General features: G+C 54.7%; 9 protein-coding genes. 4 read left to right on the top strand and 5 right to left on the bottom strand.

The annotated features are described in order from the left end of the window. Positions 1-116: 116 nt before the first annotated feature. The 3 genes from ACRZ91_RS18790 to ACRZ91_RS18800 are packed head-to-tail and all read left to right on the top strand — an operon-like array spanning position 117 to position 7,403. Positions 117-1,808, top strand: coding sequence for a ShlB/FhaC/HecB family hemolysin secretion/activation protein (locus ACRZ91_RS18790; RefSeq protein ID WP_480907739.1), 1,692 nt, complete (start codon positions 117-119; stop codon positions 1,806-1,808). Continuing rightward, on the top strand, positions 1,753-5,448 hold the full coding sequence (locus ACRZ91_RS18795; protein WP_480907741.1) for a two-partner secretion domain-containing protein: 3,696 nt from the start codon (positions 1,753-1,755) through the stop codon (positions 5,446-5,448). Before ACRZ91_RS18790 ends, ACRZ91_RS18795 begins: the two co-directional genes overlap by 56 nt. A 20-nt stretch (positions 5,449-5,468) precedes the next feature. Then, on the top strand, positions 5,469-7,403 hold the full coding sequence (locus ACRZ91_RS18800) for a caspase family protein (RefSeq protein ID WP_480907742.1): 1,935 nt from the start codon (positions 5,469-5,471) through the stop codon (positions 7,401-7,403). Positions 7,404-7,424: 21 nt separating this feature from the next. Here ACRZ91_RS18800 and ACRZ91_RS18805 read toward each other — a convergent pair whose 3' ends face one another. Then, positions 7,425-8,480, bottom strand: coding sequence for an OmpA family protein (locus ACRZ91_RS18805; protein WP_480907744.1), 1,056 nt, complete (start codon positions 8,478-8,480; stop codon positions 7,425-7,427). 150 nt (positions 8,481-8,630) lie between these two features. Here ACRZ91_RS18805 and ACRZ91_RS18810 point away from each other — a divergent pair, with 150 nt between their 5' ends. Next, positions 8,631-10,118 (top strand): caspase family protein, encoded by a 1,488-nt coding sequence (locus tag ACRZ91_RS18810; RefSeq protein ID WP_480907746.1) that lies wholly within the window; start codon positions 8,631-8,633, stop codon positions 10,116-10,118. 14 nt (positions 10,119-10,132) lie between these two features. Here ACRZ91_RS18810 and ACRZ91_RS18815 read toward each other — a convergent pair whose 3' ends face one another. From ACRZ91_RS18815 to ACRZ91_RS18830, 4 genes are all read right to left on the bottom strand, one after another. After that, on the bottom strand, positions 10,133-10,552 hold the full coding sequence (locus ACRZ91_RS18815; protein WP_480907748.1) for a hypothetical protein: 420 nt from the start codon (positions 10,550-10,552) through the stop codon (positions 10,133-10,135). After that, positions 10,549-11,250: a hypothetical protein gene (locus ACRZ91_RS18820; protein ID WP_480907750.1), complete on the bottom strand. Its 702-nt coding sequence runs from the start codon at positions 11,248-11,250 to the stop codon at positions 10,549-10,551. Before ACRZ91_RS18820 ends, ACRZ91_RS18815 begins: the two co-directional genes overlap by 4 nt. Then, positions 11,220-12,791, bottom strand: coding sequence for a caspase family protein (locus ACRZ91_RS18825; RefSeq protein WP_480907752.1), 1,572 nt, complete (start codon positions 12,789-12,791; stop codon positions 11,220-11,222). Before ACRZ91_RS18825 ends, ACRZ91_RS18820 begins: the two co-directional genes overlap by 31 nt. A gap of 328 nt (positions 12,792-13,119) precedes the next feature. Beyond that, complete coding sequence (locus ACRZ91_RS18830; protein WP_480907754.1) at positions 13,120-14,685, bottom strand: sulfatase-like hydrolase/transferase; 1,566 nt, start codon at positions 14,683-14,685, stop codon at positions 13,120-13,122. Positions 14,686-14,791 lie beyond the last annotated feature (106 nt).

Raw genomic sequence — 14,791 nt, forward strand, 5'->3', positions numbered from 1 at the left:
CAATCTTGCTTTGGCGTATACGCTGGGTTTTTCTGAGTACTGTTTCTCGCCTTCACCAAAGGTCACCAATGTCGAAGCTACTGCCTAGGAAGTTTCAGCGCCTCCAAAATATCGGTGTGATATTTTCACTTGTTGCCGGCAGCTTGAACATTCTTGCGGATAGCGCCTGGGCGCAAAGCGCGTCCAACATTGCACCTTCGACGTTTCAGCCACAAAATCAGCAAAGCACTGGGCCAGTGACTGTGGCGCGGGATCCGGGTGCTCCGATCCCGGAGGGCGCGGACCGGTTATTCGTGACGGTTGGGCGGGTCGATATCGAAGGCGCTCTGCCACAGATGGAGAGTGCAAATACCGCCTTTGTTGAGCGGTTGTCGGGCAAGCGCGTCGCGGCGTCTGAAATCTTTGCGGCGACCAACCGTCTGGAAAGTGCGTACGCCAATGCCGGGTTTGTCCTAAGTCGTGTGGTTTTGCCTCAGCAGACTCTGCGCGACGGTGGAACCCTTCGCATTGTTGTGGTTGATGGGTTTGTCGAGCGTATCGATGCCCGGAAGGTTCCCGAACAAGTTCGCGACCGGGTGGTGGCGATCACTGAACCACTGATCGGCAAACGCGGTATCAGGCTGCAAGAGATTGAACGGGCACTATTGCTAGCGGGTGATACATTTGGAGTTCGGCTGGCATCGACACTATCAGCTGGGGACGCCAATGGCGGAACGATTCTAACACTGGACGGAGAATTCAAAGAAATTACCGGTTCATTTGGGTTCGACAACACGTTGTCGGATGAGCTTGGTCCCGTGAACCTGAGCCTGGGGCTTGAGATGAACGGTTTTCTCGATCTTGGAGAGACCTTCTACTTCAATGTGGGCGGGTCCCCTACGCGGTTTTTCTCGAGTAATCCTGAATACCGAATAGTCGCGGCAGGTACCGTATTCCCGATTGGCTATGATGGTCTGACGTTTAATGCAGAAGTAACATCCAGTAAGGCGCGCCCCGAAACAGACCTTGTTCCGAATGAAAGCGAATTCGAGAGGTTGTCTCTGAGGCTGTATTATCCTTGGATTCGATCGAGGCAGCTAAATCTGACATCGCAGCTGATCTTTGACCGTATCAGCGATTCTCAAGATTTGCTGATCGGATCAGATTCAGTCCCGGTATACGACGACGATACAAGCGTCTTGCGCGCAACATTAGATGTTACGCGAAACTATGATAACGGGGCATTCTTGCGCGGCAGTGCTATCCTGTCTCGTGGGTTAGATGCATTTGGAGCCAGCACATCGGTCGGGCCTGATGAAGCACCTTTGTCTCGGCAGGGTGCCAGTGCCGAATTCACCAAACTCGTTTTGGCCGGTCAATATCAGCGCCCGATAAATGCCAATTGGTCGTTGAATCTAAGCGGCCGCATTCAATCTAGTTTTGGCGATCCGCTGGTTACATCAGAGCAGTTCAGCGTCGCCAGCTCCAGCGAGCTGTCAACGTTTGACGCGGGCTCGCTACGTGGTGATGATGGTTGGGTCGTGCGGTCCGAAGTGGGACGATCTCAACAGATTGAACTCGCCGGAGTTCCGCTGCTGTTGAAGCCCTATATCTTTGGTGCTTATGGGGAACTGGGATTAGAACAGCCTACGATATTTGAGCAAAGCACCACCACGGCCTATTCCTATGGGATCGGCGCTGATTTGTTTATCATTGAAAACTCGACCTATAAGTCGGGTTCGTTACGAGTTGAGTATGGGAGAGGTGAACGCGATGACCTGGGAGCTGATGGAAACCGCTTCAGTATCGTTGCGAGCCGGAGATTCTGAGCGCACCGACAAGATACTTCGGACTGCGATAGTTTCAGCCACGGCATTGCTTTGGGGCACGACTGCGATGGCGCAGTCCTTGCCGACAGGTGGTTCCGTGGCCTCAGGCAGTGCGACAATTTCACAGCCCAGCAGCACACAACTGGACATAACTCAAAGTTCAGACACCGCTATTGTGAACTGGGACGGATTTTCGGTCGGTTCCGATTCGACGGTTAACATTCATCAGCCCAGACAGCAGAGCGCGATCCTGAACCGGGTGACGGGTGATACCACTAGCCAAATCCACGGGCAGCTGAATGCGAACGGGCAGGTGTTTCTCGTCAACCCCAATGGCATTTTCATCGGGCCGAACGGTCATGTAAACACAGGCGGATTTGTAGCCTCGACCCTCGCTATCTCGGATGATGATTTCCTGAACGGGAGATATCGTTTCGAAGGTAACGGAAATTCAGCTTCGGTTGAGAATGCCGGAACGATCTCCATCGTTCCCGGTGGCTATGCGGCGCTGATCGGCGGCAAGGTATCTAACTCGGGCTTGATCAGGGTGCCATTGGGCAAGGTCGGTTTGGGTGCTGGTGAACAGGTAACCCTTGACGTCTCAGGCGATGGGTTTTTGCAGGTGGCGGTTCCATCGGACAGCGATGATGCCACGATGGAGGCCTTGGTCACCAATTCGGGGCGGATCGAGGCCGAGGGTGGTCTGGTTCATCTGAAAGCAGCCAGCGCGCGCGATGCCGCGCGGCAGGTGATCAACATGTCTGGAGTGATTGAGGCGAAATCCGTCGGAGGCGTTTCCGGCGCAGTTGTTTTAGGTGGTAGCGGTGGAGTGGTTCGTATCAGCGGAACAATCGACACTTCGGCCCGCGAGACGATTGTAGAAACCTCGTTGCGGCCAAGGGTTCGTGCGCAAGATGGTGGAACAATCACGATCACGGGCGAAGCGATTGCATTAGCCGGTGCCACGCTGAGCGCTGATGGGGCTGGTGGTGGTGATGGCGGCACAATCTTGGTGGGCGGAGACTATCAGGGTGGCGGTACGCTGCAGACAGCACAGACAACCAGTGTGGACGCAAGCTCTACCCTAACCGCCGATGGTGGTGAGGAGGGCAATGGCGGACGCATCATCGTTTGGTCTGACTATTCTACGATCTTCTCAGGCTTCAACTCAGCCCGCGGGGGCGAACAGGCGGGTGATGGCGGATTTGTCGAGGTTTCTGGTAAAATCGAGCTCAGCTACCGAGGACTGACCGATACGCGCGCGCCCAGCGGTTCTCATGGGACGTTGCTGCTTGACCCGTCTAATATTTTTATCAATTCGAGCGGCGCTCTCGGGACAGTCGACCCGGCGACGATCGTTGCCAACCTCGACCTTGGTGATGTTATCATCACCACTGCCGGAACCGGAGAGCTTATCCCCGGCAGCGGCCCGCCAGTGGATTTGGGTGGACCTGACGGCCAAGCGGGGGACATCACTGTCGAAGAGGCTGTTGTCTGGGCTAGCTCTTCCAACCTTACCCTACGTGCGGACAACGATATTGATATCAACGCCGCTATTACAGCGCCTGATGGCGGATTAACGATCGATGCGGTTGGTGACGTTGAAACCGGCTCTGGCGGCGCAATCGATGTTGCGTCGTTCACTCTGGAAAGCGGCTCATGGGATCAGAACGGCGGCGCGATTCCGTCCTTTTCGGCGGGCGATTTTTCGATCACGGACGGGGCCACATTCCTGAGGGCGCTGGGTGGTAGCGGAACTGCCGCCAGCCCCTATCGGTTGACGGATGTATATGGCCTGCAAGGAATAGATAGCACGGGGCTGGATGCTGACAGCTTTGAATTGGTGAATAACATCGATGCGTCTGTCACATCCGGCTGGTCCGGAGGGTTTGACCCAATCGATACTTTCTCGGGGTCACTGGACGGAAATCGGTTTGCGATTGATGGGTTGAACATTGATCGGGGCGGTAGCACTGCCATGTTCGGAATAATCGAAACATCGGGATCAGTTTCCAACTTGTCCGTAACCGATGCAGATATAGATGGCGAAACCGCGGCTGTTTTGGCTGTGTTCAACGACGGTTTGATAAGCGGAGTCTCAGTCGATGGATCGGTTACTGCCGAAGGCGCGGGTGGCGGATCTGTAGCGGCAGGTTTGGTTGTTTCGAACATCGGTACAATCGAAGACAGTTTTAGTACAGCTAGAGTCGAATCCATCTTTCCTATCGACGCGTCCAGTACATTCTTATCCGCGGCAGGACTAGTCGGTGACAATGTCGGGACTATCGAAAGGTCTAACAGTTCCGGCCCCGTCATTTTGTCCAGTCAAACGGGTGGTGGAGACGCTATTGGCGCGGGTTTGGTGACGTTTAACAGGGGTATTATCCGAGATTCATACTCCACATCAGACATTACGGCCGTCAATATTGATGATACCGTAACCATCGGTGGCCTTGTGGTCGACAACGAAACAGACCCTGATTTTGGAACTGTCGGTACGATCGAACGCACATTTGCGACTGGCGACATAACCTCTGGCGGGTTGGCGTCGACAACCTTCGGCGGTCTGGTCGTCTTTAACGATCCCTCAGCGTCGGTCACGGCTTCATTCTGGGATAGCCAATCTACGGGGGTTAGCACCAGTGACGGTGGCACTGCACTGAGCACATCGCAGCTGCAGAACACCGAAAGCTTTTACAGACGCGCCTCTTCTCAGGGATGGGATTTCACCAGCGTGTGGGCACCGGGAACAGGCAGCACAAACCCTGCGAATTACACAACTTCGCCCGTGCTCTTCGCCATACCTGACGATGTTGCCGTCCCGGCCGGCGAGACATCTAGCGCCTCCACGACGGGTACGGTCTATGGTGGGCCATCGCTTTATCGGTTTGGTCCGGCATCCGATACGCTGAATACTTCCAGCGTTTTCAGTCCGTTGAATTTCGCCAGCACTTCACCCGGGGCGACGACCTTTACATTGGGCAGAAGTTCAGTGACCAGCAGCGGCGGGCAGGTCTATACGATTGCCGCTTTGCCGGGGGCGGCCGTCATTACAAACGGCACGATTATTACAGTTCCTCCGACGCCTACAATTGAGGTTACGCCGACCGTCGACACTACAATCACCGGCGGAGGTGGCGGAGGCACAGCCGTGACAACTGTCGCCGAGGCAGAAGCCGCGCTAGGGACGGTCGAAAATGTGTCGCAGGAATTTGACGAAGAGATTGCATCCTGTGCCAGTAGTGGTGAAAGCGTTAGCGAATATCTTGCCTGTCTGGCCCAAGCGATGGATGAGTATGCTGCCGATCTAGATGGGATCGTTAAGGGCCTACCACCGGGTCTGGATTCCGTTGGGGATATCATTCGCGGTGCCAGTGCCGGTATCCGCGAAACTGGCGAAGAAGCCAGCCGCCGTCTGTCGTTTGCCACGACCGCAGAGGAACGCAACGCGATTCGACGCGAAGCTGTCCAGCAGGCACGGCGTCAAATTCGTCAGGCTCAGAGGGAGATCCGAAAAGCTATCACGTTGATAAGAGCAAGCGACCCCGAACTTGCCATCATCCAGAACCAGCAGGTAGAAACGATAGTGGCGGCTGTTGGTCAGGCGGAAATCGGACTGACGCGCGCCATCGGTCTCTAAGACGTCGGAGAACTTAGCCAGTGTACCTGAAACGTTGCCTCGCGGCGCTTCTACTGTTGATGTTCGGTGCTTCAATCGCACTGGCTGACAAACGTGTTGCGCTAGTCATCGGCAACTCGGACTACCTGTCGGTGAGCCCGTTGGACAACCCGATCAACGATGCGTCCGATCTGGCCATCGCGCTTGAAGGGCTCGGGTTTGAGGTGTTTCTGGGCACCGATCTGACGCATGATGAAATGCTGTCACTCGCAGAATCTTACGGTGCAACTGCGGCGGATTCCGATGTGTCGCTGCTTTTTTATGCAGGCCATGGGTTTCAAGTGGGCGGGCGCAATTATCTGGTCCCAGTTGATGCTCAGATCACGGAACCGGATGACATTCCGGAACAGACGATTCAGATGGACGAATTCGTTAGCCGAATGGAACGGTCAGACGGTATTCGACTGGTTTTTCTTGATGCCTGTCGCGACAATCCTTTTGTAGGCACCGGGATTGAGGTTGGCGGTGATGGGCTGGCACGTGTTGGCAGCGCCGCGGATTTCATGTTTGCCTACGCGACCCAACCTGACAACGTGGCCTATGACGGCACCGGTCGAAACAGTTTTTTCACCGAAGCGTTGCTGAGCCATATCTACACGCCCGGACAGGACATCTCGGATTTGATGATTTCGGTCCGTAAGGATGTTCTGGCTTCAACGGGGGGACGTCAAATTCCTTGGGACAACTCGTCTTTGACGCGGCAGTTCCGTTTTGACAACAGCCCCGTTACTGCCTCGGAGGAGACGTTGCTGTGGCAGGTTGCGGCTAATGCGCAGGATGCCTCGCTCATGCAGCTTTACATAGATCGCTACCCGCAAGGCGCACATGTGAACGAAGTCGTGGCATTTCTGGACCGGGCAGGGCAAGCGCAAACGCTGACCCGCGCGGTGACCGTCGAAGAGGAAGACGAGCAAGCCGAGCGTCTTTGGAAACTTGCACAGCGCAGCCGCATGCGCCCGCTGCTCGAATTCTATCTGGAGCAATACCCCAACGGTGCTCATGCCGGTCAGGCGCAGCGCTTAATTTCATCAATTCCGCGCCCCGAAGACAGTACCCCGGGCGGTATATGTGAACGTCTTGCGACCCATCCCCGAGACCGAACGGCCAGCATCCCTGGGGTGCCATTCAGCCGCCTTCAGGAAAACGCATTGACGGCTATACAGGCCTGCAGTGCTGCCACTGCGCAGACGCCTGATCTGTCGCACTACGTAGCCTTGTTGGCGCGGGCAACCATTGCTGCAGGGGATGTGGATCGCGCCGTTACGCTTTACAAGCAGGCGGCTGAGGCAGGTGACTTGCGGGCGATGGTTTCGCTGGCGCAACTGCATGAAAGCGGAACAGGGGTGCCACAGGATCAAGACATGGCGCTGTCTCTCTACGAACGCGCGGCAGAAGGCGGCAGTTTTGACGCCATGATCAATCTGGCTGTGACACTATTCGAAGGGAATATCGTGCCTAAGGACGAGGCGCGCGCGATCGCGCTATTGCAGCAAGCCGCCGAAGGTGGATCAGCTAAAGCAACCTTCAACCTTGGTGTGCTGGCGCAGGATGGGGTTTCCGGAGAGCCAACAGAGGCGCTGAACTACTTTGAGAAAGCCGCGCGCGATGGTGAATATCAGGGGTATCTGGCGGCGGCGATCTTGTTGGATGAGGGGCGTGGCGTTGCACAAGACCCCGTCGAAGCAGCCCGCATGTTGCTGCGGGGTGCGGCAGAAGATAACGGCACGATTGTGAACCAGTTGTCACTGGCCTCGGATCAGTGGACGCGGGATACTTTGATGGAAGTGCAAAAACTGCTGCAAAAAGCCGGCTACTACTCCAGTACCATCGACGGTGTGCCAGGGCCAAATTTCATTTCAGCCCTGCAACAATGGCGCAGCGGCGGTTTCAAACCGATTATTCTGGCCGGGGATTGAGCCCTTGTTCTTCAATTTCGGTTAATTCACCGGCACAAATTCGATCCGACGATTGCGCCGCTTGCCTTCGGCCGTGTCGTTTGAAGTCACAGGACGGCTTTCACCATAACCGACGGTTACAAGACGTTCGGGTGCGATACCCTGATTGACCAGATAGGTGTTGACGGCCTGCGCGCGACGTTCGCTGAGCACCCGATTTGCTGAATCCGAGCCGTCACTGTCTGTATGGCCTCCGATCTCGATCGTCAGTTCAGGGCAGCGATCAACGATATTGTGCAGGTTGGTCAGCAGCGGGATGGACGCATCTGACAAGCGGGCGCTGCCCGAATTGAAGTAGATGTTGCCTGTACGCGAAAGAATCTCCATGCGGCCTTCACAGGCTTCGCGGTCAAGATTGCCTTTGGTTTCAAGCGCTGCGGCCCCGGGGATCGTCGATGCCGCGACAAGTTGCGGAGGGGTGCCGGCTTGCGCCCGGTCGAACACGAAGCCAAAGCTGACGAAACCGAAGGGCAGGATGTCAACGCCCGCAGCCTCCTGCAGTTTGCCCCGCCCTTCCTCGAGGTTGAAATCGGGCAGTGCGATTGCAATCGGTGTAGTATTTGCCACAGCGACACGGTCATTGTCGACCAATGTGATGGCAACCTGCGCGACACCGTCCTTTGTTACGCCGTGCAGCGACAAGGTATAGGGCAGGTCAATGATTTTGTGACGTGCCTGATGCAGGTCAACCAACTTTTCAGGTGGAAGCTGCGCTGTGATGACAGCCTCAGGGTAATTGAAGGTCTCAAAAAACAGAAACCGCATGCGCACATTGCGCAGATCAATGTTGGTGTCGACGCTGTCCATCAGAACTCTGATCTCTGCGGCACCATCCGGGTTGATCACACCTGTGAGTGTTGCAAATCCACTGTTTTCAGCCACCGAATTTTTCTTAACGGACAAAAACTGCAATTCGGAGGTTTCGGCATCAAGCGTCCAGCCATGCTCAAATGGATCAGCGCTCTGTGCCGATGCGGCATTCGAAAGTACCAAGAGCGCGATGGCAATAAGAACTCGCATCAAGGTTGAGCGTGGCATGTGTGAACCTCTTCCTTTGCTTGATACTCAAATCGGAATATGTCAGTCCGTGGCCATAATAAAGCCAAAAGACACATATAACCAATTTCTAGCTGGCTTGATGTCTCGGCGTCACGGATATGCTAGGATGATGGTGGCAAAGGATCTGGCGTGTTTCGCATTTATTACGTTCTGATTGCGATGATATCGATATCATGGGCCGCTCAGGTAGGGGCCGAGACGCGTATTGCGCTTGTGATTGGGAATTCTGCCTATGGTTCAGTCTCGCCGTTGGACAATCCGGTCAATGACGCAAAGCTGATTTCGGAAAAGCTCACTGACCTTGGCTTTGATGTCCGAAATCTGACGGACAGTAATCAGATTGAGATGAAAAGGGCGATTTCCCAGTTTGGCCGCGACCTGCGTCAAAGTGGTGAAGATGCGGTCGGGCTCTTTTACTATGCCGGACATGGCGTACAGTCCTTTGGTTCGAATTACCTGCTACCGGTCGATATCTCACTCAGTGATCCGGCCGATCTGGATCTGATGGCAGTGGAAGCGCGTTCTGTCCTGCATCAGATGGCATCAGCACATAACAAGACCAATATTGTCATTCTTGACGCTTGTCGGAACAATCCATTCGAAAGTCTTTCGAACATGGATGACAATGGCCTGGCCGAGATGAAGGCCCCGACGGGCACTTTTCTTGCCTATGCCACCGATCCCGGTGGGGTTGCACTGGACGGCGAAAAAGGCAACAGCCCGTTCACACTCAGTCTGGCAGAACATATCGAAACACCGGGCATGGCCATCGAACAGTTGTTCAAAAAAGTTCGCGTTGACGTACTGCAAGAAACGCGCGGCCTGCAAACCCCTTGGGATACATCGTCTTTGACACAGGATTTTGCATTCTCACCGCAGATCCAAACGCAAATTGCCAATAATCAAAGTGAAGATGAACTGTGGCAGGAAGCGATTACCACACGCGACCCTGTTCAAATCATGCTCTTCTTGCGGGCGTATCCCAATAGTTCGCGTGCCGAAGAGGCTAGCAGTCTTTTGCAGACGGTTATGGCAGAGTCCTTTGGGACATCCCCGCTGCTTGGAGCGAATGCGCCGGAGCAGCAGGAGGAAGTTGCCGAGGCTAACGAGACAGAACGCCTGATGTATGAGCTCGCTCTGGCCGACGATACCGTTCACGCCTACGAAGTGTATTTGCAGAGCTTTCCCGAAGGTGTGTTTTCGAGCAAAGCGGAGGACCGTCTGGCGGCCCTGAGGTATGGACAGGAATCCGTGACACGTAAGACTGCGCCCGATTCCGACGTGTCAGAGCCCCAAGGCGGGGTTGATGCGTCAGTAGATGTGCTGGTTACGCTGGACTCTCTGCTTGATTTTGGAAACGCGTATGTACGCGGTCAAACCATCAATCAACTGGTGGTGGGCACGCCACAATTTCCGCCAATCGAGGGGTTGCCGGACGAGTTGTGGAAAGACCAGAACTGCTCCAATTGCCATCAATGGACACCCGAAGCCCTTTGCGATCAGGCACAGACCTACGTGAATCGCCCCGAGGCCGGGAATGTTACCAAACAACACCCCTATGGAGGTGGTCTAAAGGTCAATCTCCGCCGCTGGGCTCTTGGTGGGTGCCAGGGTTAATGCGCTGAGGCGGATCAACCCGACAGTTTGGCAAGATCGGCACTCAGGGCGCGGGCTTCAGCGATGCTCTTTTGTAATGCTGCCAGTTTATCATCCGGGGTTGCACCGGTAGGCGTGTCGTTCAGCACACGGTCGATGCGGGCAGCCGTTGCGGCGTCGCCCCCTCCGATTGCATCGCGCTGTTGTAGAATATCCAACTTCAACTGTGCCAATTCGGATTCAGAATTCCGGATTTGCGCGGCGAGGGCTTCGTTGCGCGCCTCTGCGGTGGCCACATCCCCCTCGGCAGCAGCGATGCGATCATCATAGGCTCCGGTTGTGATACCTGAGACTCCGGCAAAGAAACCGCCGTCCGCCGGATCGGTCGTGGTCTGACATCCGGCCAGCAATAGGCAGGGCAGGGCGGCGAAACGAGTTGCTGTGCCTTTCGTCATAGCGAAGATGCCAGATCGTTTGCGATCCCGCGCATTTGCGTGATCTGGTTCGATAGGGCTGCTAAATCTCCGTCAATCGGTGAGGCGGTCTGACCGCGTTTAATCGTCAGGTTCCGGGCCTCATTGAATTCAGCCTGACGTTTGGTAGCTCCGTCAATTGCAAGCTCCATCTGAGCAAGATTGCCATTAGCCTCGGCAAGCTCTTTTGTGACCTCCGCCTGATCGGCTGTGCCCGCTGCTACGCTGGCGTTCAGTGCATCAAGTTCGGCTCTTTGCGCCGCAAGAACCTGGTTCATAACGTTCAGCGTCGTTTGCATTTCACTGGCATTGCGATCCAGATCTTTTTTGATTTGCCTCAGACGTGCCTCGCGGCCAGCATAGTTGCGCTGAACGAAGGCGACGTAGGTTCCGGCCAGGGCACCCGCCCCGAGGCCAACTGAAATACCTGTCCCAATATCGTCACTACCGCCAAGGCCAAATCCGATCGCGCCACCGGTGACACCACCTGCGATGGCACCTTGCAGGATTGTTTTCTGCATCGCCGCGGCCTGTTTCGCTAGATCGGCCTCAGCCTGTGTTGCTCCCGTGGAGCCAGTCGCAGGGGCCGAGGAGTGACTGCTATCCCCGCAAGCCGAGAGGGCAAGAGATACCGCAACAAGTGCAACACCTATTCGGGAGGGATGAGATCGGTCAGCCATTGGTAACTTCCTTTTCTACTATCTTCTGCCTGCGAAACGTGCCGCAAAAAAAGAGCTGCGTCGTTTGTCATTCGCGCATCGGCGATGTTCAGATCCCGCGGTGCCGATGCTTTGCTTATTATTGACGCATCGATGCCAGGAGGGAAGAAGATGACAGCGCGATTTAGAACTTCTTCGTAGTAGCTTCGGCTTTGGTCCAGCCGGCGCAAGATGATTCCGCGCGATCGATAGATATCATAAATGTCGTTGCGCGCCTGTTGCAAAATGGGCAAGGCATTTGCGTCGGTACGGGCAATATCCTCGATTTGCCGCAATGCATCTTCGGCGATACCAAGCGTGCGTTCCAGGCTGCGCAACGCCACAATATCGGTGCGTAGTCTTTGCAGCGTGGTGGTGGCCAGAAAAATCGACACTTGCGCCGCGTCTTGAAGCAGGCGGTCAGCCGAGGCAGTTTCGCGTTCTGGCAATTGGCTACGATAATTGTCCAATGCCGGGCCTAGATCGCGCGTTTGGGGGTCATTCAAATACCCCAGAGCTACCAATGCCGAGGCAATTTTGTAGGGATCGGCTTCGGTTAGCGAGGTGTTGATCGGCGCCAGCAAAGCTGCTGGTTCCGGTAGGGGAGCGGCTATCCTTTCGCGCGCAAATGAAGAAAACAATCCCTCCGGGTGGGCCTCTAGGTATCCCTCGAAATCCTGTGCATCTGAACTGGAGGCGATGCGCCGCCAATGTTCCAGATCAATAGTGTATTCGTCCTTAGGGGCACTGCCAGTCAGAACCGGCGCAAAGCTGTACTCATCCAGAACGGATTCCTCGACCCAGGGAATTTGGCGTCCATCTGTCTCAAGAACGACCTGTTGGCGTACGCGACCCAACATCAGTCGAACGTCCAGATTGGGTGTCGCAATGTGATCGAGAAGACCCGAGGTGAAAACGCTGTTTTCTTCCAATCCATCATAGGCCACATTGCCGGGGTCAGTGGCATAAGCGATCAGCAAACCGGCTCCGCCACGAATTCTGACCAACCCATTTTCGACCATCCCACTTTCGGTAAACGGGTTGTTGCGACAAGCGTCCAAGAGCAAGATCCCGATATCTGGTCCGGCCCTGGACATCACATCGCGCACCAAATCTAGGGTCATCGAGCTTTGCCTGAGTGCCGATAGATCGTTGCCTGCAAAATCTGTGCCAATCAGATGGTTTTCTCCTCCGATCTGAACACCGTGTCCGGCGTAGAAGAAGACCGCCATCTCAGCACCCTTCGCTGCGACGCCGAATTGCTCTACCGCCCTTTGCATGGCCCTTGCGTTCTGATCCGTGGCTTGGATGACGGCAAATCCAAGCTCCTCCAATGCATCGCTCAAGGCTGCGACGTCATTTGCGGGATTGCGCAATGACATTTCTGGGGCTTCATAGTTTGAATTGCCGATTAATAATGCCACACGCTCTTGGGCATATACCTGCGTCGCAAAAAACAAGACGTTCAAGAACGTCATTATGAGAAAAATGCTAGTTGGCTTGGCCGGATGGAGCGGGCTCATGCAGTTAGGTTAGCGCAATAGATTGAAAATTTACAATTGGAGTTTGTATGGTTTGGTTTGTCCGCAAGCTATTCTGATAGATCGGCTCCATTCAAACTCTTTTGACCGCAAAAATCGCTGAGATCAAAGACAGTACCGTCAAAGGGCAGAGTGAGCAGAAACCTTGGGGAAAGCTCTGCATTCATGTTGTTCCAGAATGATTTTTGTTGCGCCAGGTCTGAGCAAGATCAGCATTGAGGCCGCAATTCCTGTAAACGATGACTGATCTAATGGAAGAATTCACGCCTGATTGCTGACTCTACTACCATTTGAGCACCACGCGGCAAAATTAAGAGGCTTTCCCACTCTTTTCCACTTGTGATGCCAGCTGCGAAGGATGGAGGGGCCCGTCCGAAGTAATCATCCAATTGGACAAGGTTTTGTCCATGTGACGCATGCGATGCCGTAACATCTCCTGCGTCATTTGGGTGAGGACCTGCGAAAACTCAGGTCGTTCTGCGACGTTTTCCATTTCGCCTTTGCCTTTGTGGTCAAAAAGCAGGGGTGGTAGGTCGGCTCCGAATTGGACAAGCGTGAACCGATCGTCGCGCAGAATTCCAAGACAGCTGTCCGAGATGTCCGTGCCAAGCGTCTTCTGCCAAAGGGTTGGCGCGATTGGGTCCGCAAAATCGAGCTCAGAGAAAGAATATTTGCGCCATTTCTCGGGTTGGTTCCCTTCAAGAAGCGGCATCAAAGTCATACCATTCATTGCGTCATGAGCTGGTTGCCCAACCCAATCGAGGATCGTTGGGACAATATCGATGCTCTCCGTTGGCTTCGAGATCTGTGCGCCTTCGACACCGCCCGGCATCCTGACAATCAGGGGTGCATGGTATGCCGCGTCATAGACCGACATCTTACCCCAACTATGATGGTCACCCAGCATCTCGCCATGATCGGCTGTGACTACCAACAATGTGTTGTCGTATTGGCCGCTGTCTTTCAGAAACTGCACGACACGACCGATGTGGTGATCAACTTCGGTTGCGAGGCCCAGATAGATAGACCGAAGGGTCGCGACGACCTCGTCAGTTGGCTCGAGTTCGGGGAAACCTTCAACAAATCCTGCGACAGTATTGTTTGCCCTGGCAGGTGCGAAGAACGGATGGAGCGCGTCTTCTGCTTGTGCTGAAGCATGGCGCGTTGGATTCGGCAGTTTGGCCGGATCATACATTTGGTTGTAAGGGGTTGGTGCGACCAGCGGCGGATGTGGTCGTAGATAAGTAAGATGGGCGAACCATCCTTTGTCCTGATCTGCATAAGCTGGCATGGTTTCCAGAAACCGGTCAGTCAGAAATGCTGTGTCACTGTCTTCTGCAGCATAGAGCGCAGGATCATTCAGTTTCGGGGCGTCCCCGGTTGGCGAGACGGGTTTAAAAACATCAAAATAGTCGTCGAAAACATATCCTTTGTTCTTAAGGTGTGATCGCCAGGGAAAAGACATCTCCATGCGCATTTCCAGCATTTCCTGAAAACCTGGCAGGTGAAACTCGTAAGAACGCAGTGCCGGATCATTGGCGTCAAATACGCGCGGGTCTTGCGAGGTGTCGGTATATCCAAAAAGCATAGGAAGGTAGCCTGCCTTGCGCATCTCTGATGCGATCGAAGGCGTGTCGTGGCGAAGAGGCGTGCCGTTTCGAACCGAGCGGTGGTTCATCGCATATTGCCCCGTCAGCAGCGATGCTCGCGATGGCCCGCATGGATTTGTAACTGAGAAATGACGGGTGAAGGTGACGCTGTCTTTCATCAGCGCCCGCAAATGGGGTAGATCAACGTGGTTCGCCAGCGCACCAAACACACAATCAGCCCGCATCTGGTCGGTGATAATAAAAAGGACGTTTCTTTTGTCGTGCATCGTTTGACGCTCCAGATGAATTGACCGACGGCTCAGTTGATGTCAGGAATCTAGCTGTTGTGATTCTAACTTGCTTGTACCGAGCAAAGAATGCGCTGCACGCCCA

The sequence above is a fragment of the Ruegeria sp. O11 genome (genome assembly GCF_056535285.1).